The organism is Paractinoplanes globisporus DSM 43857 (assembly GCF_000379645.1).
GTDB lineage: Bacteria > Actinomycetota > Actinomycetes > Mycobacteriales > Micromonosporaceae > Actinoplanes > Actinoplanes globisporus.
Genome location: NZ_KB903308.1, coordinates 126281 through 147242, shown reverse-complemented (window position 1 = coordinate 147242; position 20962 = coordinate 126281). Strand labels below are relative to the sequence as shown.

Sequence of the window (20962 nt, the reverse complement as noted above, 5' to 3'; positions counted from 1 at the left end):
CCTTTGGGCACCTTTGCCCGGTGCCTTTGCCCGTTGTTAACACGCGGCGCGGCACCCGTCCGAGACTAGGATCTCGGACGAGTGCCGTTGCTATGAGTTACCTGTGACTTAGCTGGTGGAGACCCTCAGACCGTAGCTTTCGCCCGGGACCGAGTCGAGCGCGGTTTAGCGGCGGTTTTGCCCGATGCCGTCGTGCCGTTCGCCTTGGCCGCGCGGTCGGTCGCCTTGGGCGCCCCGGTGGGCTCGCCGGTCAGACCGAGCGTGTGCCGCAGGAACTGCCCGGTGTGGCTCTCGGCCACCTCGGCGATCTCTTCGGGCCGGCCGGTGGCGAGCACGAGCCCGCCCTTGCTGCCGCCCTCGGGACCCATGTCGATGATCCAGTCGGCCGTCTTGATCACGTCGAGGTTGTGCTCGATGGTGATCACCGTGTTGCCCTTGTCGACCAGGCCGTTGAGCACCAGCAGCAGCTTGCGGATGTCCTCGAAGTGCAGGCCGGTGGTCGGCTCGTCGAGCACGTAGACCGTGCGGCCGGTCGACCTCTTCTGCAGCTCGGAGGCGAGCTTGACGCGCTGCGCCTCGCCGCCGGACAGGGTCGGCGCGGGCTGGCCGAGACGGACGTAGCCCAGGCCGACGTCGACCAGCGTCTTGAGGTGGCGGTAGATCGCCGGGATCGCCTCGAAGAAGCCGGACGCCTCCTCGATCGGCATCTCCAGCACCTCGGAGATGGTCTTGCCCTTGTAGTGCACCTCGAGGGTCTCCCGGTTGTACCGGGCGCCCTTGCACACCTCGCACGGGACGTACACGTCGGGAAGGAAGTTCATCTCGATCTTGATCGTGCCGTCGCCTGCGCAGTTCTCGCAGCGGCCGCCCTTGACGTTGAACGAGAACCGCCCCGGGCCGTACCCGCGGACCTTGGCCTCGGTGGTCTCGGCGAACAGCTTGCGGATGCTGTCGAACACGCCCGTGTAGGTCGCGGGGTTGGACCGCGGGGTGCGCCCGATCGGCGACTGGTCGACGCCGACCACCTTGTCGACGTGCTCGAGGCCGGTGATGCGGGTGTGCCGGCCGGGCACCATCCGGGCGCCGTTCACCTGGTTGGCCAGCACCGTGTAGAGGATGTCGTTGACCAGCGTCGACTTGCCGGAGCCGCTGACCCCGGTGACCGCGATGAACTGCCCGAGCGGGAAGTCGACCGTCAGGTTGCGCAGGTTGTGCTCGCGGGCGCCCTGCACCACCAGCTCGCGGCCGGCGACCTGCGGCCGCCGGGTCCGCGGGGTCGGGATCGACTTGCGGCCGGACAGGTACGCCCCGGTCGGCGATTTCTGGTTGGCCAGCAGGCCCTCGACCGAGCCGCTGTGCACGATGTGCCCACCGTGCTCGCCGGCGCCCGGCCCGATGTCGACGATCCAGTCGGCCGTGCGGATCGTGTCCTCGTCGTGCTCGACCACGATCAGCGTGTTGCCCAGCTTCTTGAGCCGCACCAGAGTCTCGATCAAGCGGTGGTTGTCACGCTGGTGCAGGCCGATCGACGGCTCGTCCAGCACGTACAGCACGCCGACCAGGCCGGAGCCGATCTGGGTGGCGAGCCGGATGCGCTGCGCCTCGCCGCCGGAGAGGGTACCGGCGCCGCGGTCCAGCGACAGGTATTCCAGACCGACGTCGACCAGGAACCGCAGCCGGGCGTTGATCTCCTTGAGCACCCGCTCGGCGATCATCGCCTGCCGGTCGTCGAGCTCGATCGTCGACAGCAGTTCGGCGCAGTCGCCGATCGACAGGTTGCAGACCTCGGCGATGCTCTTGCCGGCGATGGTCACCGCCAACACCTCGGGCTTGAGCCGGGTGCCGCCGCAGACCGGGCAGGGCACGTCGCGCATGTAGCCCTCGTACTTGTCGCGGGACCAGTCGCTGTCGGTGTCGTTGTGCCGGCGCTCGATCCACTGCACCACGCCCTCGAAGCCGGTGTAGTAGGAGCGCTCGCGGCCGTACTTGTTCCGGTAGCGGACGTGGACCTGGTCCTCCGCGCCGTACAGGATCGTCTTCTGGGCGCGGGCCGGCAGCGCTCGCCACGGGGTGTCGATCGAGAATTTCTCGGCCTCGGCCAGGGCTTCGAGCAGGCGCAGGAAGTACTCCATGGTCTGGCCGCCGGACCAGGGCTGGATCGCGCCCTCGCGGATCGAGCGCTCCACGTCGGGAATGATCAGGTCGGGGTCGACCTCCTTCTTCGTCCCGAGGCCGGTGCACTCGGGGCAGGCGCCGTACGGCGCGTTGAAGGAGAAGACCCGGGGCTCGAGGTCCTCGATCGCCAGCGGGTGGTCGTTGGGGCAGGCCAGGTGCTCGGAGAAGCGGCGCTCGCGACCGGGGTCGTCCTCCGGCAGGTCGACGAAGTCGAGCAGCACGATGCCGCCGGCCAGGCCCAGCGCCGCCTCGACCGAGTCGGTCAGGCGCTGCTTGCTGGCGGACTTGACGCTGAGGCGGTCGACCACCACCTCGATGGTGTGCTTCTCCTGCTTCTTCAGTTTCGGCGGCTCGGTGAGCGGGTGCACCACGCCGTCGACCCGGGCCCGCGCGTAGCCCTTGGACTGCAGCTCGGCGAAGAGATCGACGTACTCACCCTTGCGGCCGCGGATGACCGGGGCCAGGACCATGAAGCGGGTGCCCTCGTCCATGGCGAGGACCCGGTCGACGATCTGCTGCGGCGTCTGCTTGCTGATCCGCTCGCCGCAGACCGGGCAATGCGGGATGCCGGTGCGGGCGAATAGCAGGCGCAGGTAGTCGTAGACCTCGGTGATGGTGCCGACCGTCGAGCGCGGGTTGCGCGAGGTCGATTTCTGGTCGATCGACACCGCCGGGGACAGGCCCTCGATGAAGTCGACGTCGGGCTTGTCCATCTGCCCGAGGAACTGCCGCGCGTACGACGAGAGGGACTCGACGTAGCGCCTCTGACCTTCCGCGAAGATCGTGTCGAACGCGAGGCTGGACTTGCCCGAGCCGGACAGCCCGGTGAAGACGATCATCGCGTCGCGGGGCAGGTCGAGGTTGACGTCGCGCAGGTTGTGCTCGCGCGCGCCTCGAATGATCAAACGGTCGGCCACCAGCCAGCCTCTCCGTACATATGTTTGATACGAGCAAAGCCGCGGCCACTCTAGCCAAGGGGTACGACAAGTTTTCGCCGGAACCGGGCCGCTCAGGTGCAGCGCCTGTCACATGCTGCACATTCCCGCACTTCGCGCGGGCACCATCACTCCTCGGGGGGAACCGGCAACGACCGCATGTCCCATACTTCCACCCCGCCGACCATCCGTGGTTCCCCGAGCGCGTCCCTCAGCGTGGTGAGCAGGGCGTCGCCGTTGCGGCTGTCCGGGATGAGCACGACGACCCCGGCTCGCCAGAAGATCAGGTCGTTGCGGATCTTCGCGCGGTCGGCGTCGGTCAGGGCGGCCGGCACTCCGTACTCGCGGACCCGCCACAGCAGGTCGGAGGTGAAGCGGCGCGGCGCGTTCCAGGAGCCGGTCTCGTCCTCGGGCGGGTCGACCGGACCCATGAAGTAGCCGCGCGGCGACTTGTACTCGAGCGTCGTCAGCGCGGCCCAGCGCATCCCACCCCGGCCGGTGGTGACCTCGGGCAGCGGCACCGTCACCAGGGTGCGGTCGGCCGCCACGTACTGCCGCCAGGTGCCCTCGGTGAGGAAGGCCGGGAGCGGATCGGCGGCGATCACCGGCAGCGGTTTCGGCGCGAGCGGCACCAGCGCGAGCACCAGGCCGACCTGGAACCACCGCCGCCGCCTGGCCGGCCAGCCACCGATCCGGTCGGTGGCCAGCGCGAGCAGCACCCCGGAGATCGTCGCGGCCACCATCCCGAACCGGGTCACGCTCACCAGGTCGATGATCGGCAGCTTGCTGACCAGGCCGAACGGCAGCGGGATGCCGGAGTTCCAGCCGAACACCTTCAGCGCCGGGCCCATCGAGACGACCAGCAGCACCAGCCCGGCGATCGCGGCGGCGCGGGCCGCGACGCTGCGCCACAGCACCACCACCGACACGACGATCATCGCGAGGCCGACCGGCCCGAAGAACGTGTTGTCCTCGGTGCCGCTCACGCTCAGGTGCCGGGTCAGGGCGGCGTTGCCGGCCAGCGACTGGCGGGCGAACGCGCCGATCGAGAGCAGGTCGGTCGAGTACTTGTCGGGCAGGAACGGCTGCCCGTGATAGCTGCCCGGGCCGGTGAACTGGAAGTACAGCGGGTAGGCCAGCAGCACGCCGGCGGTCACCCCCGCGACGCCGAGGCCGGCCAGGAAGTGCCGCGCGTCACGCTTCGCGTTCCGGGGTGCCATTGCCGCGTACGCGACGACGAAGGCGCCCAGGGCGAGCGCGGTGAACAGCAGCGTCTCCTCGTTGATGAAGACCTGCAGCGTGACCAGCAGTCCCAGGATGATCCCGCCGCGCACGGCCCGCCCGGGCTCGCGCAGCCGCAGCACCTGCCAGACGATGAACGGCGTCACGTACTGGCTCACGAAGTTGACGTGCGCGTTCGCGTGCGAGACCAGCGAGGGCGCGAAACCGCACCACAGGCCGCCGATCCAGGCCGCGACCCGGCTCGTCACCAGGTGCCGGGAGAGCACCCAGTACCAGGCCGTGGCGGTGCCGAACAGGCCCAGCGTGAGCGCCAGCACCATCGAGAGGCCGGGGCCGAAGAAGTGGGTGATCGGCGCGAGCGGGATCGTGATCGCCAGCACCGTGGTGTTGGCCATCATGTTCACGCCGTCCGGCACGTTCATCCGGTCGTCGAACAGCGGGTTCGCCCCGTGGAACAGCACCCGTTCGCCGTGCGCGAAGACGTACAGGAAGAAGCCGTGGTCGTCCTTGTTGCTGGAAAGCACGCGCCCGCTCGGCGAGATCCACAGCTGGATCATGACGACCACCGCGATGGCCAGATAGCTCAGCGGCGCCCAGAGATCGGCACGGCGCCACCGAGCGGCGACCGGCGGCGTTTCGGCCTCGGGGGTCGCCGGCTGCTCGACCACCTCGTCCACCGCGCGCATCGGTGCATTCTGACAGCCCGTCCAACCACCCCGCCACCGCCCTTGACCGGACTAAAGGCTCTATCCCCGCCGGCGACGGTGACCGGCGGCCCCCGCCTGCCGGGCCTGCTGCCGGGCCGTCTGGATCTCCACCTCGTGCCACAGCTTGCGCCAGCTCGCCAGCCGGCGCGGCGACAGCGAGCCGTTGGCCAGGGCCGCGGCGACCGCGCAGCCCGGTTCGGCGCCGTGCCGGCAGTCACCGAAGCGACAGTGCGCCGCGAGCTCGGCGATGTCGGCGAACGCCCGGTCGAGCCCCTCCGCCGTGTCCAGCAGGCCGACACCGCGGATGCCCGGGGTGTCGAGCACCGCGCCGCCGCCCGGCAACGGCACGAGATTGCGGTACGCGGTGGTGTGCCGCCCCTTGCCGTCCGCGTCACGGATCGCCTGCACCGGCATCACGGCCGCCCCGGCCAGGGCGTTGACCAGCGTCGACTTGCCCGCGCCGGATCTGCCCAACAGCGCCAGCGTGCGCCCGCCCTCGGCGTACGCGCGAATCTGCTCGACGCCCTGCGTGCCCCGCACGCTCACCGGAACCACCGGAATGCCCGGCGCGAGCTCGGCGAGCTGCCGGGCCACCGCCTCCGGATCGGACGACGTGTCGCTCTTGCTCAGGATCAGCAGCGGCTGCGCCCCGGACTCCCAGGCCAGGGCGAGTAGGCGCTCCACCCGGGCGTCGTCGGGCTCGGGGTGGATCGGCTCGACCACGGCGACGGTGTCCATGTTGGCTGCCAGCAGCTGGCCGGTCGAGTCCTTGTCGGAGGTGCGCCGGATCAGCGCGGTGCGGCGGGGCAGCACCGCCTCGAGCGTGATCCGGCGGTCGGGCCAGCGGCGGGTCACCACCCAGTCGCCGGCGCAGGGCAGCTTGACCGGGTCGTGCGCGGCGGAGAGCAGCACGCTGCCGGACAGGCTGGCCCGGGTGACGCCGGCCTCGCCGAGCACGGTGCAGACGCCACGGTCGGCGCGCAGCACCCGGGCGGGAGCGGCGTCGGAACGGTCGAAATGGCCATACGCGGATGCGAAGAATTCGTCCCAGCCGAGCCGGGACAGGTCGTACGACATGAGAACCCTTTGCGGGACGGGAGGGCGCCGGACCGGGGTGGTCAGGCGTCGCCCTCCAGGTGAAGGGACGCGATGACTGCTAACGGCACGTTCCCCACCCCCTCCGCTGGTCGGATCGGCGCGTCTGCACTGACGGTACGGTCGCGACTACCTCAGCGAAAGTCATTTCTGGCCCGCTAGGGTGAGCGGCGTGACGATGGATCCGCTCGTGATGTTGACCGACGTCGACCGCGCCACCGAGAACCTCTTGAGCACCGCGGCCGACCTCGACCCGGCGGTCGTGTCCGCGCCGTCGCTGCTGCCCGGCTGGACGGTCGGGCATGTGCTGACCCACGTCGCGCGCAACGCCGACGCGTACACAAATCTGCTGACCTGGGCCCGCACCGGGGTGGAGACACCGGCCTACGCGTCGCCGGAGGCACGCGAGGAGGCGATCACCGCGGGCGCCGGCCGGCCGCTGCGCGACCAGATCGAGGACATCCGCGCGGCACACGAGCGCTTCGCCGACGCGGGCGCCGCGATGCCGGCCCAGGCCTGGACCTTCCAGCTCGACTTCATCAAGCTGCCGGCCGCCGGCATTCCGTGGGCCCGGCTGCGCGAGGTCGAGGTGCACCACGTCGACCTCGGCCGGGGCTACACGCCGGCCGACTGGTCGGACGCGTTCGCGCTGCGTCTGCTCCGCGAGATCGTCACCACGGCGAGTACCGACTACCCGCCGATGATCCTGCGCCCGCACGGCATCGACCACCCGCTGACCATCGGCGAGGCGGACGAGCCGCCGGTCGTCGGCGGGCCCACCAAGTCCCTCGCCGCCTGGCTGTCCGGCCGTGGCGACGGCTCCGACCTGACCGTCTCGCCGGACGGCGAGCTACCGACCCCAGCGAGGTGGAAATGACCATGGACTACACCGGAGACGTCAGCCGCGGCAGCGCGCCCGCCGTCCGCACGCTCGACCACCTGACCATCACGAAGGTCTCGGTCGGCCCGATGGACAACAACGCCTACCTGCTGCGCTGCGGCGACGACCAGCTGCTGATCGACGCCGCGAACGACGACGACACGCTGCTCGCGCTGATCGGCCCGGCCGGCCTGAGCACCGTCGTCACGACCCACCGGCACGGCGACCATTGGCAGGCCCTCGAGGACGTGGTCTCGGCGACCGGCGCCCGCTCCCTGGCCCACTCTGACGACGCCGCCGAGATCCCCGTGGTCACCGCCACGCTCGCCGAGGGCGACACGGTCACGGTCGGCGACTGCCCGCTCGAGGTGATCCACCTGGTCGGCCACACACCGGGCTCGATCGCCCTGCTCTACCGCGACCCGAACGGCCACGGCCACCTCTGGACCGGCGACAGCCTCTTCCCGGGCGGAGTGGGTAACACGCACGGCAACAAGGAGAACTTCGCCTCCCTGATCGACGACGTCGAGCGCAAGCTCTTCGACCGCCTCCCCGACGACACCTGGTTCTACCCCGGCCACGGCAAGGACTCGACCCTCGGCGCCGAGCGCCCCCACCTCCAGGAGTGGCGAACCCGCGGCTGGTGAGTGCGAGACTGGTCCGGTCTCACTCGAAGGGGTTGACCAGGGGGACGCCGGTTCGGGCGACGTCAGCGACGTTGCGGGTAACCAAAGTCAGTCGGTGAACGCTTGCCGTTGCCGCCATCAGACCGTCGATGACGGGCGGCGGTTGAGTCGTGGCGCTCATCCGGCCCCACTCCTCGGCGACCTGCACCGTCACGGGCAGGAGGCGTTCTCGATACGAGGCCGTCAGCCCGGAAAGCCAGCGTTCCAGGATGTCGGCCTGCTTGGCGTCGCGCGGACGCAGCCGGTCGATACCGCGCCTGATCTCACCGATCACCAAGGTGCTGAGGTAGACGTCGGCATGCGAGTGCTCGGCGTGCCATTGCGCGACTCGTGCGTGCGGCGCGGCTTTGCGTAGCTCTGAGACGACATTCGTGTCGAGCAGGTACGCCATGGTCAGCCGGCAAGGTCGATGTCACGGGGCTGCTCACGCCGACGGTCGATCTCGGCATCCAGGTCGACGTCACCGAGGGGATCGACGCGCAGGTACTCCATCAGCCCGACCTGCTCGCCCCGGAGCCGTCGATACTCGGCGATGTCGATGACAACCGCGACCTCAGTGCCGTGCTTCGTGACGATCTGCGGCTCGCCGGCCTCGGCAGCCCGCAGCACCTCACTGAAGCGTTGCTTGGCCTCTTGCATCTGCCACCGCATCGAAACCCTCCATGTCTAGACAGTCTAGACTTTACCCTACCGCGCAGCTTGCACCCTCGGCACGACCGTTCGGCTGCTGGATGGGTCAGGACGTGGCGCGGCCGTTCCACTTGATGCGCTGTGGCGTATCGCGCCGTGAACGAAAACGCCCTCACCCGCCGAAATGGCTGGTGAGGGCGTTTCGTTGAACCGTCAGCCGCGGCCCTGGACGGCGCCCGGGAGGACGTGGATGCCGTCGCCGAACTCGACCATGGCGGCGTCGGACCAGCCGCTGGCGTCCCAGATCTGGACCAGCAGCCAGATGCCGTTCGGCTCCTTGACCCACAGGTTCTTGCCGTGGTCGGTGCCGAGGCCCACGTTGATCACGCCGGGCTTGTCGCCGACCTTCACGGCGGTGCCCGTCGGGGTCGAGGTGTCGTCCTTCGACTGCAGCATGATCGCGATCTTGTCGACGAAGCTGTCCGGGTTCTTGTCCTTGGCGTTCGTCGGGGCGATGGTGAGCACCGCCTGGTTCACGCCCTGGATCTCCCAGCCGGCCGGCACCTTGTCGATGGTGAAGCCCTTCGGCTGCTCGCCCTGGTAGGCGACCAGCCGGGTGGCGGCCCCGGCGGGGCCGGCCTTCGTGTCGGCCGTCGCCGGCGCGGCGTTCGTGGGCGGGGCCGGGGGCGCCGAATCGCCCCGGGCGCCGTAGGTGACGGCGGCCGCGAGCGCCGCGACCGCGAAGGCCGAAGCGCCGGCCGAGCGGAACGCCCGGCGCCTCCGCAGCGCCCGCCGCCCGCGCGCGACGTCGGCGTCCGCCTGCTCGGCCGAGGTGGCGCCGGCCGGGCCGGCGATGGTGGAAAGTCGGTCGTGCAGATCCATTATCGGGTCACTCCTGTCAGGGGAATCGGGTACTCGCCCAGCACGTCCCGGAGCCGGTCGAGGGCCCGGGCGGTCTGGCTCTTCACCGTTCCCTCAGTGCACCCGAGGGCGTCGGCGGTGTCGGCGACGTCAAGGTCGTAGAAGTAGCGGAACACCAGAGCGGCCCGCATCTTCGGAGGCAGCTCCCGCAGCGCCGCCCGTAACCCGTCGTTCTGGTCGTCCCCTCCGCCGTCGCCGGCGTGCGGCCGCTCCGGGAGATCCGCGACCGTCCGCTCGTGGCGGCGCCACCACCGACGGCGTTCGTCGGTCAGCGCGTTCACCAGCGTGCGGCGTAGGTATCCCTCCGGGTTGTCGGCCCGCCGGAACGACGGCCAGGCGACGTAGAGCTTGGTCAGGGTGGACTGCACCAGATCCTCGGCCAGGTGTCCGTCCCCGGCCGTCAGCAGTGTCGCCGTGCGCACCAGGGCGGCGCGGTGGCTGAGCACGAAGCTGTGGAACTGCTCGTCTCGCTCTGTCTTCACGTGCCCTCCTTCGCTCTCACGGTCCCCTGACGATTCACGGCCCCCTCGAGGTTGCATGCGGCACAGAAAAATGGCCGCCGACTTCGAGATCGTCGGCGGCCACGCTATACGGGCTTGTCAGGCGGGTTCGGGCACTCCGCCGGGCGGGGCGGGTTCGGGCTCCGGCTCGACCGGGGCCGGCGGCAGTGGATCCGGCGCTTCCGGGGAGAGTTCGCCCGGATCGTCCGGAATGGGCGCGGTCGGGTCCAGCGGCGGGTAGCGGTCGGGATCGATCCTCAGGCTGCTCATCTCTCCTCCTTCCTGGCTGTACGGAAGCCCCTTGGTTACCCCGGTCTCAGCCCGCTGAACATGATCGCCGGCGCGGCACAGCGCAATTCACCCGTTTCACGCATGATGGGGGCATGACGTATCCGCCGCCGCTTTACCACGGGGAATCGGGCGAGATCAGCGCGACGTACCGGCCGGCCGCCACGGAACCCGAGCTCATCTACCGCAGCGGGACGAAGGTCCACTACCTGTCGACCGGCCCGTCCACGGGTGGTCTCTTCGGCATCTACCGCTGGGAGTGCGGACCGGGCGTGACCGGGCCCGACCCGCATTTCCACCGCAGCCTCGCCGAGTCTTTCTACATTTTGTCCGGAAGTATGCGCATCTATGACGGGAAGCAGTGGCTCGACACCGAGCCCGGCGATTGGGTGCACGTTCCGGCGGGTGGGGTTCACGGGTTCAAGAACGAGTCCGGGGAGCCTGCTTCGATGCTGCTGCACTTCTCGCCGGGGGCGCCTCGGGAGGGCTATTTCGAGGGCCTCATGCATCTGTCGGAGATGAGCGAGGAGGAGCGGGTCGCGTTCTACCTGGAACACGACAACCACTGGCTCTAAAAAACCGGTCAGATCGTCGGCCGGCCCGTGGCTCCCAGCCGCATCGAGTTCGCGGCGAAGCGGGAGCGGTAGGCCGACGCGCTCAGGCCGAAGTGGGCCTTGAAGCGGCGGGCGAAGTAGTTCGGGTCGGCCCAGCCCACCGACTCGCCGATCGCGTTCACCTGCTCGTCGGTGTGCAGCAGTCGCTCGGCGGCCAGCTCCACGCGGTACCGGGTCAGGTACGCCATCGGCGGCAGGCCGGTGACCGACTTGAACAGCCGCACCAGGTAACCGGGGGCCAGGTGGAGCGCCGTCGCCAGCTCGGTCAGCGTCCACGGGTGCGCGGGACGCTCCTCCATCCACCGGATCGCCTCGGCGACGGCGGGGTGGGCCGGCTCGGGACGGGACTGGCCGGCGCCGGGCAGGGTACGGGCCAGGCAGCCCAGCACCAGGGTGAGCCGGGCGATCAGGTCGCCCCGATGCAACTCCGGGGGTAGCAGCCTCAGCTTGCTCAGCGCGTCCAGGTGCTCGACGCACTCGGCGAAGTCGTCGGGCGCCAGGCGGGTGGTCAGCATCCCGCGCCCGCCGGTGGCGTACGGGCCGGTCCACAGCAACTCGCCGAGCAGCGGGTCGTCGCGGGTCCAGGCCAGCTCCTGGCGCAGCAGCCCGGCCGAGAAACAGCAGTTGTACAGATCCAGGTCGTGGCAGTCCTCGTACCCGTGCCAGACGCCGGGGCGCAGCAGTACGACGTCGCCGGGCCGCATCGGCTGCCGTCCGGCCAGGCTGCGGTGCACGCCGTCGCCCGCGTACCCGATCGCCACTTCGATGAAGCTGTGCGTGTGCACGGGGTGGCCCGTCGGGTGGTAGTGGTGCCCGGCGTACACGAACGAGTCGTCGCCGAAATGGACCAGCGTGTCGGTGTGCTCGATGGTCGTCCCGGTCATGGGACGCCGAGCCTACTCGCCGCCCGGTGGCTGGGCCGCCACGAACGCGGTGTCCTTGTCGATCTTGCCGATCTTGGCGGCGCCGCCGGGCGAACCGAGGTCCTCGAAGAACTCGTAGTTCGCGTTCGCGTAGTCCTTCCACTGCTCGGGGACGTCGTCCTCGTAGAAGATCGCTTCCACCGGGCAGACCGGCTCGCACGCACCGCAGTCGACGCACTCGTCGGGGTGTATGTACAGCATCCGATTGCCCTCGTAGATGCAGTCGACGGGACACTCCTCGACACACGCGCGGTCGAGCACATCAACGCAGGGCTCGGCGATGATATACGTCATTCCTGCAATGTAGAGCAAACCCCGCCGCGGCCAGTACCTGCCCACGGCGGGGGAACGAAAGGCTCACAAAGCGGCGACCACCTGCGCCGACTCGACAGGGATCGAGAACATCGGGAAGTCGTACGCGATGGCGTTGTCGTGCTCCTCGGGCGAGGTCGCCGCCGTGCAGTCGGTCAGCGTGATCACCCGGTAGCCGTTCTCGTACGCGCTGCGCATCGTCGACTCGACACAGCAGTTGGTCAGGAAGCCGCCGATGATCACCGTCTCGATGCCCTTGCTGCGCAGGATGAAGTCGAGGTTGGTGCTCGCGAACGTGTCCAGGCCCCGCTTGCCCTCGATCACGATGTCCCCGTCGGCCGGGGTCAGCCGGTCGACGATCGCCGCGCCCCACGTCCCCTTCACGAACGCGTTCCCGTCGACCACACCCTTCAGGATCCCGTACGGATGCCGGGAGAGCTCTCCGTAGCCGGGAGCGAAAGTGATCGGCGCGTGCATGATCGTCACGCCCGCGGCCCGCGCCGCCTCGACCAGCGCCACGGTCTTGTCCAGCATCCCGGTCTTGTCCATGACCGGGGCCACGGCGCCGTGCAGCACGCCGCCCTCGGTGGTGAACTCGTTCTGGTACTCGATCAGCACGACCGCGGTCTTCGCCGGGTCCAACTGCAGCGTCTCCGACATGCCCTACCTCCTGTGGCCCTGGTCACTCCCCCCAAAGCAAACACGCAGGAGACGCCCGGGCAACCCCGGTGGCTAGGCTTACTAAAGAAAAAGTGGAAGAAAGAGGGAGTATCGGTGGACCTGCGACACGACCCGATGCGCTGGGGCCAGCCCCCGCACCACTCCCCCGAGCCCTGGCCGCCCAGCCACCCCGGCGCCGGCCCGGCCCTGCCCGGCTGGCTCGAGGAACGCCTGTTCGACCAGCGCATCGTCATGGTGCGCGGCCCGCTCACCACCGAGGGCGCCACCGGCGTCGCCGCCGCCCTGCTCACCCTCGACGCGGCCGGCCCCGCCCCGGTGCAGCTGCACGTGTCCAGCGACGGCGGCGAGCTGAACGCCGCGCTGGCCGTCATCGACGTGATCGACGCGATGACCGCGCCCGTGCACGCGCTGGTCACCGCCCAGGCCGGCGGGGCCGTGGTCGCGGTGCTCGCCGCCGCCGACAAGCGGGCCGCCTACCGCCACGCCCGGTTCAAGCTCACCGAGCCCCGCGCGGCCGGGGTGACCGGCACGGCCGACGAGGTGACCCGCGCCGCCGGGCAGCACCTGCGCGAGCTGGAAGAGGTGGTGCTGCGCCTGGTCGAGGTGACCGGCCAGTCCCGCAGCCGCATCGAGGACGACCTGTCCGCCGGCCGCTCGCTCACCGCGCAGGAGGCCGTCGAGTACGGCCTGATCGACGAGATAGTCGGGAAGGCATAGGCATGAAAAAAGGGCCCCCCGAGGGGCCCTTTTCGCAAGGAGATCAGGCGACCTTGACGCCCATCGAGCGGGCCGTACCGGCGACGACCTTGATCGCCGCGTCGAGGTCGTTCGCGTTGAGGTCGGGGAGCTTCCGCTCGGCGATCTCCTTGATCTGCTGCGCGTTGAGCGTGCCGACGGTCTGCGTCAACGGGTTCGACGCGCCCGACTGGATGCCCAGGGCCTTGCGGATCAGGAAGCTGGTCGGCGGGGTCTTGTAGACCAGTGTGTGGCTGCGGTCCTCGTAGACCGACACGATCACCGGGATGATCTCGCCACGGTTCTTCGCCGTCGCCTCGTCGTACTCCACCTTCACGGCACGCATGTTGGCCCCGGTCGGACCAAGCATCTTGCCGAGGTCGACCATCGCGGCGTTACCCGCCTCAAGCGCGAGGGTTACCTCATGAGTCTTTTTCTTGGGCGGCATTGCGTAGGGCTCCTTTGGGTGAGCTGCAAGCCGAGAATCGCAGCTCGCCAGCTTAAATCAACACACGACAACCCCGGGACCTTACAACCGCGTCGCCGGACGGGTCAAAACGGAGGTCCCGGGTTCCACCGGCAAGTGTAGCGCGGCGCCCCGGCGCCCCCGTCAGTAGGTGTCGCAGAAGCAGGACTTCATCAGCGAGCGCACCACGTACACATAGTCGCTGCTGGGCACCGTCTTGCTGGAGGCCGCCGACTCCACCGCGCCGACCCCGGCGTGATAGCCCGCGATCACCAGGTTGAGCAGGCACCATGAGCTTGTCGACGAGCACTTCGACGTACTCAAGCTGTAGTTGCCTTTGAAGTAGTTGTCGCCGATGTACTTGGTCAGCCAGGCCAGGTAATTCGCGCCCAGGATCGCGTTCTGCTTGTAGTCCTTGACGTTGTACGACTGCTCGAACCTGGTATTGATCATGCTGACCGTGTCGGGCATCAACTGCATCAGCCCGAATCCGCCGTCGCAGTTCACGACGTTCGACTGCCAGCCGCTCTCGTTCCACGCGACCGCCCGCACCACATCGGAGGGCACGGTCAGGGTCGGCGCGCTCGTCGGCCAGTAGTGTTTCGCGGCCGCCGCGTTCAGCGCCGACTTGGCCGACGTCTTCGACACCGCCTTGCCCTGGTAATGGAAGCAGCCGGCGTGCTGGAAGTTGTTGACCGGCCCGGTCGGAGTCGGTTTCGTCGGCTTGGGCTTCTTCGACGGCGTCGGCGAGGAGGTCGGTGGCTCGCTCGCTGCCAGGTCGTTCAGCGTCGGCTCGTCGGAGGGCGTCGCCGTGTCCCAGACCGGGCCCGACGGCTGGGTCGCGGCCACGTCACGGTCCTTGCCGGTCAGGCCACACCCGGCCGCGACCACCAGCGCGACCACCGCCGCGAGCACTTTCCACCGATGAGCCATCGACGAAGAACCTCCCCGTGAATCGTCGAAGGCGAACGCTAACAGGCCTCGGCTATGTGGCGCTGCCCCACGAAACGGGCAAAACGCGTAAGATCCGTCGATTGACCCCGCACCCGTGGCGGCAACCGAGACCGGGGACAATGGTTGACATGCAGACCCGCACCGACCTCCGCAATGTCGCCATCATCGCTCACGTCGACCATGGCAAAACCACCCTGGTCGACGCCATGCTCCGGCAGGGCGGACAGTCCCATGCCCGCGGCGAGATGACCGACCGCGCGATGGACTCCATGGACCTGGAGCGGGAAAAGGGCATCACCATTCTCGCCAAGAACACGGCCATCAGCTACCAGCCGGTCGACGGCGACCCGGTAACCATCAACATCATCGACACCCCCGGCCACGCCGACTTCGGCGGCGAGGTCGAGCGCGGCCTCACCATGGTCGACGGCGTCGTCCTGCTGGTCGACGCGTCCGAGGGACCCCTGCCGCAGACCCGCTTCGTGCTGCGCAAGGCCCTGCAGGCCCGGCTCCCGATCATCCTGGTGATCAACAAGGTGGACCGCCCCGACGCCCGGATCAAGGAGGTCGTCGACGACACGTACGCCCTCTTCTTCGACCTGGACGCCGACGAGGCGCAGATCGACTTCCCGATCGTCTACGCTTGCGCGCGCGACGGCATCGCCTCGCTCGCCCAGCCCGCCGACGGCACCGTCCCGCAGGACAGCGACAACCTCGAGCCGCTGTTCACCACGATCCTCGAGACCATCCCCGCGCCGACCTACCACGAGGGCGCGCCGCTCCAGGCCCACGTGGTCAACCTCGACGCGTCGCCGTTCCTCGGCCGGCTCGCGCTGTGCCGGGTGCACGAGGGCACGATCCGCAAGGGCCAGACGGTCGCCTGGTGCCGCACCGACGGCACCATCAGCAACGTCCGCATCTCCGAGCTGCTGATCACCGAGGGCCTCGAGCGCAAGCCCGCCGAGAGCGCCGGCCCCGGCGACATCATGGCCGTCGCCGGCATCCCCGAGATCATGATCGGCGAGACGCTGGCCGACGCGGAGAACCCGCAGCCCCTCCCCCTGATCACCGTCGACGAGCCGGCCATCTCCATGGTTCTGGGCACGAACACGTCGCCGATGGTCGGCCGGGTCAAGGGCGGCAAGGTCACGGCCCGCATGGTCAAGGACCGCCTCGACCGCGAGCTGGTCGGCAACGTCTCGCTGCGCGTGCTCCCCACCGACCGCCCCGACGCGTGGGAGGTGCAGGGCCGCGGCGAGCTCGCCCTGGCCATCCTGGTCGAGCAGATGCGCCGCGAGTCCTACGAGCTCACCGTCGGCAAGCCCCAGGTGGTCACCAAGACCGTCGACGGCAAGATCCACGAGCCGGTCGAGCGCCTGACGATCGACGCGCCCGACGAGTTCATGGGCGCGATCACCACCCTGCTGTCCCTCCGCAAGGGCCGCATGGAGCAGCTCACCAACCACGGCACCGGCTGGCTGCGCATGGAGTGGCTGGTCCCGGCGCGCGGCCTGATCGGCTTCCGCACCGAGTTCCTCACCGAGACCCGCGGCACCGGCATCATGCACCACCTCTTCGAGGACTACGAGCCCTGGTTCGGCGAGCTGCGCACCCGCAGCAACGGCTCGCTCGTGGCCGACCGGGCCGGCGTCGTCACGGCGTTCGCCATGACCAACCTCCAGGAGCGCGGCCAGCTCTTCGTCGAGCCCACCACGGAGGTCTACGAAGGCATGATCGTCGGCGAGAACTCCCGCCAGGACGACATGGACGTCAACATCACCAAGGAGAAGAAGCTCACCAACATGCGGCAGTCGACCTCCGACGAGACGGAGAAGCTGATCCCGCCGCGCAAGCTCTCCCTCGAGCAGGCTCTCGAGTTCTGCCGCGAGGACGAGTGCGTCGAGGTCACCCCGGCCGCCGTCCGCATCCGCAAGGTCGTCCTCGACCAGCAGACCCGCGGTCGCGCCGCCGCCCGCCGCAAGCACCAGGCATAAATCAATTTCTTCCCGTACGCCCCAGCGGGTTCCCACAAGCACGATGGCGAACCCGAGTTCCACCGCGAGCTTCCCCGGTGGTCGCGCCTTTGCCGCGACCACCGGGCTGAGCTGCCGGGCCGGGCTCCGCAGCTCACGCCTTCGCGTTCAGTAACTCCCTTTTCCGGTCGCGGCTCGATTTGGCGAGGCTGGCGCCCGTGGCGATGCCCAGCGTGCCGATGATGACCAGCAGGCTCAGCCAGATAGGAATCTCCGGCGCCCAGTGCACGCCCTCGCCGCCGTTGATGAACGGCAGAGTGTTGGTGTGCAGCGCCTCGAGGAACAGCTTCACGCCGATGAACGCGAGAACCGCGGCGAGGCCGTAGTTGAGGAAGACCAGGCGCTCCAGCAGGCCGCCCAGCAGGAAGTAGAGCTGGCGCAGGCCCATGAGCGCGAAGACGTTGGCGGTGAAGACCAGGTACGGCTCTTTCGTGATGCCGAAAATCGCCGGGATCGAGTCGAGCGCGAACAGCAGATCCGTCGTCCCGATCGCGATCATCACGATCAGCATCGGCGTGAACAGGCGCTTGCCGGCCGACGACGCGACCATCATCCGTCCGTCGCCGAACGACGACGAGACCGGGAAAGCCCGCTTCGCCCAGCGGATCAGGATGTTCTCCTTGAAGTCATCCTCGTCGTTCTCGCCCTCCTTGAGCAGCGAGATCGCCGTGTAGACCAGGAACGCGCCGAAGATGTAGAACACCCACGAGAACTGGGCGATCAGCGCGGCGCCCGCCGCGATGAACAGGCCGCGCATCACCAGCGCCAGCACGATGCCGATGAGCAGCACCTTCTGCTGGAACTGCCGCGGCACCGCGAACCGGGCCATGATGATGACGAAGACGAAAAGATTGTCGACGCTCAATGAATATTCGGTGAGCCACCCGGTGTAGAACTCACCCGCGTACCGCCCACCGGCCGCGATCCAGACCCCGGCGCCGAAGAGAACCGCCAGCCCCACGTAGAACGCGACCCACCCGCCCGACTCCTTCATCGAAGGTTCGTGCGGTCGCCGGCCGATGATCAAAAGATCGACGGCCAGAACGGCGACGAGGGCGATGAGGGTGGCGATCCACACCCACGGGGACACGATCAACAGGGACCTCCGGCAGACACGGTTCATCGCCGTGTCCGCTCGAAGTCGAGCGAGCACAGCGACGTGCGGCTGTCGGAGGTCTCTTCCGCCGCCTAAGCGACCACCGGCCCCGGGACCGCCTATCAGGGCGTTCCGTGTTGACGAGACCGGTGCGAGGGAATACTCCCCTCCTACGGCAGCCATTGTGTCTCATCAGGAGACCCAATGGCAGGGCACCCGGAAAAGCGTGTCCAGCCTCTCGGCCGAAACCGCCCATCCAGCTACGTTCCGCTCACCAGCGTAGCCCGCCCCCGACACACCGAGTTCATCCCACCCGGGTGATCATGTCACCCCTCGCAGGCGTCCTAGGAGGCTAGCTCAGTTCGATCCCGCGCCCGCCGCCCGAGAAACGAAGCCCAATCGCTGGACAACAGCGCAGCCGCACCCGCTCGTCGGGGAGGCCAGACAGCGCGTCCAGCCGGGCTCCGGCGAGTCTGCGCCCAGCCGAGCCACGCACTCAGCCGAGCCCGCGCACCCAGCCGAGCCCGCGCGCCCAGCCGAGCCACGCGCCCAGCCGAGCCATGCGGACAACCGAACCCCGCGCCCAGCCGAGCCACGCGCCCAGCCGAGCCATGCGGACAACCGAACCCCGCGCCCAGCCGAGCCGCGCGCCCAGCCGAGCCGCGCGCCCAGCCGAGCCATGCGCCCAGCCGAACCCCGCACCCAGCCGAACCCGCGCGCCCAGCCGAGCCCCGCGCCCGGCCGAGCCCCGCGCGGGCTACTTCACGCCGGCCATGTCCATGCCTCGGAGCTCCTTTTTCAGCTCTTTCATCTCGTCGCGGATGCGGGCGGCCAGCTCGAACTGCAGCTCGCGCGCGGCGGCCAGCATCTGGTCGTTGAGGTCCTGGATGAGCTGGGCCAGCTCGGCGCGGGCCATGCCCTCGCGGGCGGTGCCGGTCGAGGCGCGCGCCTTGGATCGGGTCTCGGGCACCGGAGCCTTGCCGCGCGAGATCTGCCGGCCGCCACCGCCGATCATCGGGTTGCTGACCGCGGCATCCGTGTCTTCCGCCTCGCGGTAGATGTCGTCCAGGATGTCGTGAATCTTCTTGCGGAGCGCCGTCGGGGTGATGCCGTTGGCCTCGTTGTGCGCGATCTGCTTGGCGCGCCGCCGGTCGGTCTCGTCGATCGCGTCCCGCATCGACGGGGTGACCTTGTCGGCGTACATGTGGACCTCGCCGGAGACGTTACGCGCGGCCCGGCCGATGGTCTGGATCAGCGACCGCCCGCTGCGCAGGAAGCCCTCCTTGTCGGCGTCGAGGATCGCCACCAGCGACACCTCGGGCAGGTCGAGGCCCTCGCGCAGCAGGTTGATGCCGACGAGCACGTCGTAGTCGCCCTTGCGCAGCTCTTTCAGCAGCTCGACCCGGCGCAGCGTGTCCACCTCGGAGTGCAGGTAGCGCACCCGGATGCCGTTCTCCAGGAGATAGTCGGTCAGGTCCTCGGCCATCTTCTTGGTCAGGGTCGTCACCAGGACTCGCTCGTTGCGGTCGGTGCGCAGCCGGATCTCGTGCATCAGGTCGTCGATCTGGCCCTTGGTCGGCTTGACCACCACCTGCGGGTCGACCAGGCCGGTCGGCCGGATCACCTGCTCGACGAACTCGCCCTGCGCCTGCTGCATCTCCCACGGACCGGGGGTGGCCGACAGGAACACCATCTGGCCGACCCGCTCGAGGAACTCGTCCCACCGCAGCGGCCGGTTGTCGGCGGCACTGGGCAGCCGGAAGCCGTGCTCGATGAGGATGCGCTTGCGGGACGCGTCCCCCTCGTACATGCCGCCGATCTGCGGGATCGTCTGGTGCGACTCGTCGATGACCGTGATGAAGTCGTCGGGGAAGTAGTCGAGCAGGGTGAACGAGGGCTCGCCGTAGGTGCGGCCGTCCATGTGCATCGAGTAGTTCTCGATGCCATTGCAGAAGCCGACCTGCCGCATCATCTCCACGTCATACGTCGTGCGCATGCGCAGCCGCTGCGCCTCTAGCAGCTTGCCCTGCCGCTCGAGCTCGGCCAGCCGATCCGCGAGCTCGGCCTCGATGCCGCGGATCGCCCGCTCCATCCGCTCCGGGCCGGCGACGTAGTGCGTGGCCGGGAAGATGATCAGCTCGTCCACCTCACGGATCACCTCGCCGGTGAGCGGGTGCAGGTAGAACAGCTTCTCCACCTCGTCGCCGAACAGCTCGACGCGGATGGCCAGCTCCTCGTACGCCGGGATGATCTCCAGCGTGTCGCCCCGCACCCGGAAGGTGCCCCGCTGGAAGGCCATGTCGTTGCGCGAGTACTGAATGTCGACCAGGCGGCGCAGCAGCTTGTCACGGTCGGTCTCCTGGCCGACCTTGAGCTTGACGGCCCGGTCGATGTACTCCTCGGGAGTGCCGAGGCCGTAGATGGCGCTCACGGTGGCGACCACGATGACGTCGCGCCGGGTCAGCAGCGACATCGTGGTCGAGTGGCGCAGTCGCTCGACCTCCTCGTTCACCGAGGAGTCCTTCTCGATGTAGGTGTCGGTCTGAGCGATGTACGCCTCGGGCTGGTAGTAGTCGTAGTAACTGACGAAGTATTCGACCGCGTTGTTGGGCAGGAGCTCACGGAACTCCTTGGCCAGCTGCGCGCAGAGCGTCTTGTTGGGCGCCATGACGAGCGCCGGCCGCTGCATCCGCTCGATCAGCCACGCGGTCGTCGCGCTCTTGCCGGTGCCGGTGGCGCCGAGCAGCACCGTGTGCCGGTCGCCGCGCCGGACGCGCCGCTCCAGCTCGTCGATGGCCGCCGGCTGGTCGCCGGCGGGCTGAAACTCACTGACGACCTCGAATCGGCCGTCGAGAAGTGGGATGTCGAGCGCCATGGGGACCACGGTACGTCGGGGGTATGACAAGTTCTCCCCGTCGCGTGACGCTCTCGGCGAACCGCTCCGCGGCTGGCTGTGCTGAGGGTGCACATTCGCCGTGTTGTACGGCCTTGCGGGGCTCGCCTAGCCTGTTCGGGTAGGCCGCTCGCGGCGGCCGCCCGGCTCGCTGACGGATCACCACACGGTCCGTCCGACCGGCCCGTGGTCGATG

At 69.0% G+C, this 20962-nt stretch carries 20 protein-coding genes; 5 read left to right on the top strand and 15 right to left on the bottom strand.

Annotated elements, in window-relative coordinates; all coding sequences use genetic code 11:
- Positions 1-125: 125 nt before the first annotated feature.
- The 3 genes from uvrA to rsgA all read right to left on the bottom strand — a co-directional run bounded on the left by uvrA (position 126) and on the right by rsgA (position 6136).
- Entirely contained in the window at positions 126-3092 is a 2967-nt protein-coding gene (gene uvrA / locus A3CQ_RS0123915) for an excinuclease ABC subunit UvrA (protein WP_020513488.1), read from the bottom strand.
- A 146-nt stretch (positions 3093-3238) separates the two neighbouring features.
- Positions 3239-5038, bottom strand: coding sequence for a hypothetical protein (locus A3CQ_RS0123910; protein ID WP_020513487.1), 1800 nt, complete (start codon positions 5036-5038; stop codon positions 3239-3241).
- A 60-nt stretch (positions 5039-5098) separates the two neighbouring features.
- The gene (rsgA, locus tag A3CQ_RS0123905; RefSeq protein WP_020513486.1) at positions 5099-6136 is read right to left on the bottom strand and encodes a ribosome small subunit-dependent GTPase A; all 1038 of its coding nucleotides are present in this window, start codon (positions 6134-6136) and stop codon (positions 5099-5101) included.
- A gap of 190 nt (positions 6137-6326) precedes the next feature.
- Here rsgA and A3CQ_RS0123900 point away from each other — a divergent pair, with 190 nt between their 5' ends.
- On the top strand, positions 6327-7031 hold the full coding sequence (locus A3CQ_RS0123900; RefSeq protein ID WP_026206113.1) for a maleylpyruvate isomerase family mycothiol-dependent enzyme: 705 nt from the start codon (positions 6327-6329) through the stop codon (positions 7029-7031).
- Positions 7032-7033: 2 nt separating this feature from the next.
- A complete protein-coding gene (locus tag A3CQ_RS0123895) occupies positions 7034-7681 on the top strand; it encodes an MBL fold metallo-hydrolase (RefSeq protein WP_026206112.1) in 648 nt (215 codons plus the stop codon).
- 19 nt (positions 7682-7700) lie between these two features.
- Here the strand turns inward: A3CQ_RS0123895 and A3CQ_RS0123890 are convergent, their stop codons facing one another.
- From A3CQ_RS0123890 to A3CQ_RS61720, 5 genes are all read right to left on the bottom strand, one after another.
- On the bottom strand, positions 7701-8111 hold the full coding sequence (locus A3CQ_RS0123890; RefSeq protein WP_020513483.1) for a type II toxin-antitoxin system VapC family toxin: 411 nt from the start codon (positions 8109-8111) through the stop codon (positions 7701-7703).
- Positions 8112-8113: 2 nt separating this feature from the next.
- Complete coding sequence (locus A3CQ_RS0123885) at positions 8114-8371, bottom strand: type II toxin-antitoxin system Phd/YefM family antitoxin (protein ID WP_020513482.1); 258 nt, start codon at positions 8369-8371, stop codon at positions 8114-8116.
- A 192-nt stretch (positions 8372-8563) separates the two neighbouring features.
- A complete protein-coding gene (locus A3CQ_RS0123880) occupies positions 8564-9232 on the bottom strand; it encodes a hypothetical protein (protein WP_020513481.1) in 669 nt (222 codons plus the stop codon).
- Complete coding sequence (locus tag A3CQ_RS0123875; RefSeq protein WP_020513480.1) at positions 9232-9753, bottom strand: SigE family RNA polymerase sigma factor; 522 nt, start codon at positions 9751-9753, stop codon at positions 9232-9234. The genes A3CQ_RS0123880 and A3CQ_RS0123875 overlap by 1 nt, the downstream gene beginning before the upstream one ends.
- Before the next feature lie 117 nt (positions 9754-9870).
- Positions 9871-10041, bottom strand: a complete 171-nt coding sequence (locus tag A3CQ_RS61720) for a hypothetical protein (RefSeq protein WP_020513479.1) — start codon at positions 10039-10041, stop codon at positions 9871-9873.
- A 113-nt stretch (positions 10042-10154) separates the two neighbouring features.
- On the opposite strand from A3CQ_RS61720, the gene A3CQ_RS0123865 reads away from it, so the two are divergent.
- Positions 10155-10634 carry a cupin domain-containing protein gene (locus A3CQ_RS0123865; RefSeq protein WP_020513478.1) on the top strand — a complete coding sequence of 160 codons (480 nt, stop codon included), beginning with the start codon at positions 10155-10157 and terminating at the stop codon, positions 10632-10634.
- Between the two features lie 8 nt (positions 10635-10642).
- Here the strand turns inward: A3CQ_RS0123865 and A3CQ_RS0123860 are convergent, their stop codons facing one another.
- From A3CQ_RS0123860 to A3CQ_RS0123850, 3 genes are all read right to left on the bottom strand, one after another.
- Positions 10643-11557, bottom strand: coding sequence for an AraC family transcriptional regulator (locus A3CQ_RS0123860; protein ID WP_020513477.1), 915 nt, complete (start codon positions 11555-11557; stop codon positions 10643-10645).
- A 12-nt stretch (positions 11558-11569) separates the two neighbouring features.
- The gene (gene fdxA, locus A3CQ_RS0123855) at positions 11570-11890 is read right to left on the bottom strand and encodes a ferredoxin (RefSeq protein WP_026206111.1); all 321 of its coding nucleotides are present in this window, start codon (positions 11888-11890) and stop codon (positions 11570-11572) included.
- Between the two features lie 63 nt (positions 11891-11953).
- The gene (locus A3CQ_RS0123850; protein WP_020513475.1) at positions 11954-12568 is read right to left on the bottom strand and encodes a cysteine hydrolase family protein; all 615 of its coding nucleotides are present in this window, start codon (positions 12566-12568) and stop codon (positions 11954-11956) included.
- Between the two features lie 114 nt (positions 12569-12682).
- Between A3CQ_RS0123850 and A3CQ_RS0123845 the strand changes: the two genes are divergently transcribed.
- Positions 12683-13306 (top strand): ATP-dependent Clp protease proteolytic subunit, encoded by a 624-nt coding sequence (locus tag A3CQ_RS0123845; RefSeq protein ID WP_020513474.1) that lies wholly within the window; start codon positions 12683-12685, stop codon positions 13304-13306.
- Between the two features lie 43 nt (positions 13307-13349).
- Here the strand turns inward: A3CQ_RS0123845 and A3CQ_RS0123840 are convergent, their stop codons facing one another.
- Both A3CQ_RS0123840 and A3CQ_RS0123835 read right to left on the bottom strand, forming a co-directional pair.
- The gene (locus A3CQ_RS0123840; RefSeq protein ID WP_020513473.1) at positions 13350-13772 is read right to left on the bottom strand and encodes an uL11 family ribosomal protein; all 423 of its coding nucleotides are present in this window, start codon (positions 13770-13772) and stop codon (positions 13350-13352) included.
- A 162-nt stretch (positions 13773-13934) separates the two neighbouring features.
- A complete protein-coding gene (locus A3CQ_RS0123835) occupies positions 13935-14723 on the bottom strand; it encodes a transglycosylase SLT domain-containing protein (protein WP_026206110.1) in 789 nt (262 codons plus the stop codon).
- A gap of 149 nt (positions 14724-14872) precedes the next feature.
- Between A3CQ_RS0123835 and typA the strand changes: the two genes are divergently transcribed.
- Entirely contained in the window at positions 14873-16738 is a 1866-nt protein-coding gene (typA, locus tag A3CQ_RS0123830; protein ID WP_020513471.1) for a translational GTPase TypA, read from the top strand.
- A 133-nt stretch (positions 16739-16871) separates the two neighbouring features.
- Here typA and A3CQ_RS0123825 read toward each other — a convergent pair whose 3' ends face one another.
- Both A3CQ_RS0123825 and uvrB read right to left on the bottom strand, forming a co-directional pair.
- Positions 16872-17900, bottom strand: a complete 1029-nt coding sequence (locus tag A3CQ_RS0123825) for a TerC family protein (protein WP_370657621.1) — start codon at positions 17898-17900, stop codon at positions 16872-16874.
- A 730-nt stretch (positions 17901-18630) separates the two neighbouring features.
- Positions 18631-20748 (bottom strand): excinuclease ABC subunit UvrB, encoded by a 2118-nt coding sequence (gene uvrB, locus A3CQ_RS0123820; RefSeq protein WP_020513469.1) that lies wholly within the window; start codon positions 20746-20748, stop codon positions 18631-18633.
- Positions 20749-20962: the final 214 nt, after the last annotated feature.

Bases quoted from the DNA above. Each gene is read 5' to 3' on its own strand.
- A3CQ_RS0123910 (WP_020513487.1), bottom strand. From the start codon at position 5,038: ATGCGCGCGGTGGACGAGGTGGTCGAGCAGCCGGCGACCCCCGAGGCC.
- rsgA (WP_020513486.1), bottom strand. From the start codon at position 6,136: ATGTCGTACGACCTGTCCCGGCTCGGCTGGGACGAATTCTTCGCATCC.
- A3CQ_RS0123895 (WP_026206112.1), top strand. From the start codon at position 7,034: ATGGACTACACCGGAGACGTCAGCCGCGGCAGCGCGCCCGCCGTCCGC.
- A3CQ_RS0123890 (WP_020513483.1), bottom strand. From the start codon at position 8,111: ATGGCGTACCTGCTCGACACGAATGTCGTCTCAGAGCTACGCAAAGCC.
- A3CQ_RS0123885 (WP_020513482.1), bottom strand. From the start codon at position 8,371: ATGCGGTGGCAGATGCAAGAGGCCAAGCAACGCTTCAGTGAGGTGCTG.
- A3CQ_RS0123880 (WP_020513481.1), bottom strand. From the start codon at position 9,232: ATGGATCTGCACGACCGACTTTCCACCATCGCCGGCCCGGCCGGCGCC.
- A3CQ_RS61720 (WP_020513479.1), bottom strand. From the start codon at position 10,041: ATGAGCAGCCTGAGGATCGATCCCGACCGCTACCCGCCGCTGGACCCG.
- A3CQ_RS0123865 (WP_020513478.1), top strand. From the start codon at position 10,155: ATGACGTATCCGCCGCCGCTTTACCACGGGGAATCGGGCGAGATCAGC.
- A3CQ_RS0123860 (WP_020513477.1), bottom strand. From the start codon at position 11,557: ATGACCGGGACGACCATCGAGCACACCGACACGCTGGTCCATTTCGGC.
- fdxA (WP_026206111.1), bottom strand. From the start codon at position 11,890: ATGACGTATATCATCGCCGAGCCCTGCGTTGATGTGCTCGACCGCGCG.
- A3CQ_RS0123850 (WP_020513475.1), bottom strand. From the start codon at position 12,568: ATGTCGGAGACGCTGCAGTTGGACCCGGCGAAGACCGCGGTCGTGCTG.
- A3CQ_RS0123840 (WP_020513473.1), bottom strand. From the start codon at position 13,772: ATGCCGCCCAAGAAAAAGACTCATGAGGTAACCCTCGCGCTTGAGGCG.
- A3CQ_RS0123835 (WP_026206110.1), bottom strand. From the start codon at position 14,723: ATGGCTCATCGGTGGAAAGTGCTCGCGGCGGTGGTCGCGCTGGTGGTC.
- typA (WP_020513471.1), top strand. From the start codon at position 14,873: ATGCAGACCCGCACCGACCTCCGCAATGTCGCCATCATCGCTCACGTC.
- A3CQ_RS0123825 (WP_370657621.1), bottom strand. From the start codon at position 17,900: ATGAACCGTGTCTGCCGGAGGTCCCTGTTGATCGTGTCCCCGTGGGTG.
- uvrB (WP_020513469.1), bottom strand. From the start codon at position 20,748: ATGGCGCTCGACATCCCACTTCTCGACGGCCGATTCGAGGTCGTCAGT.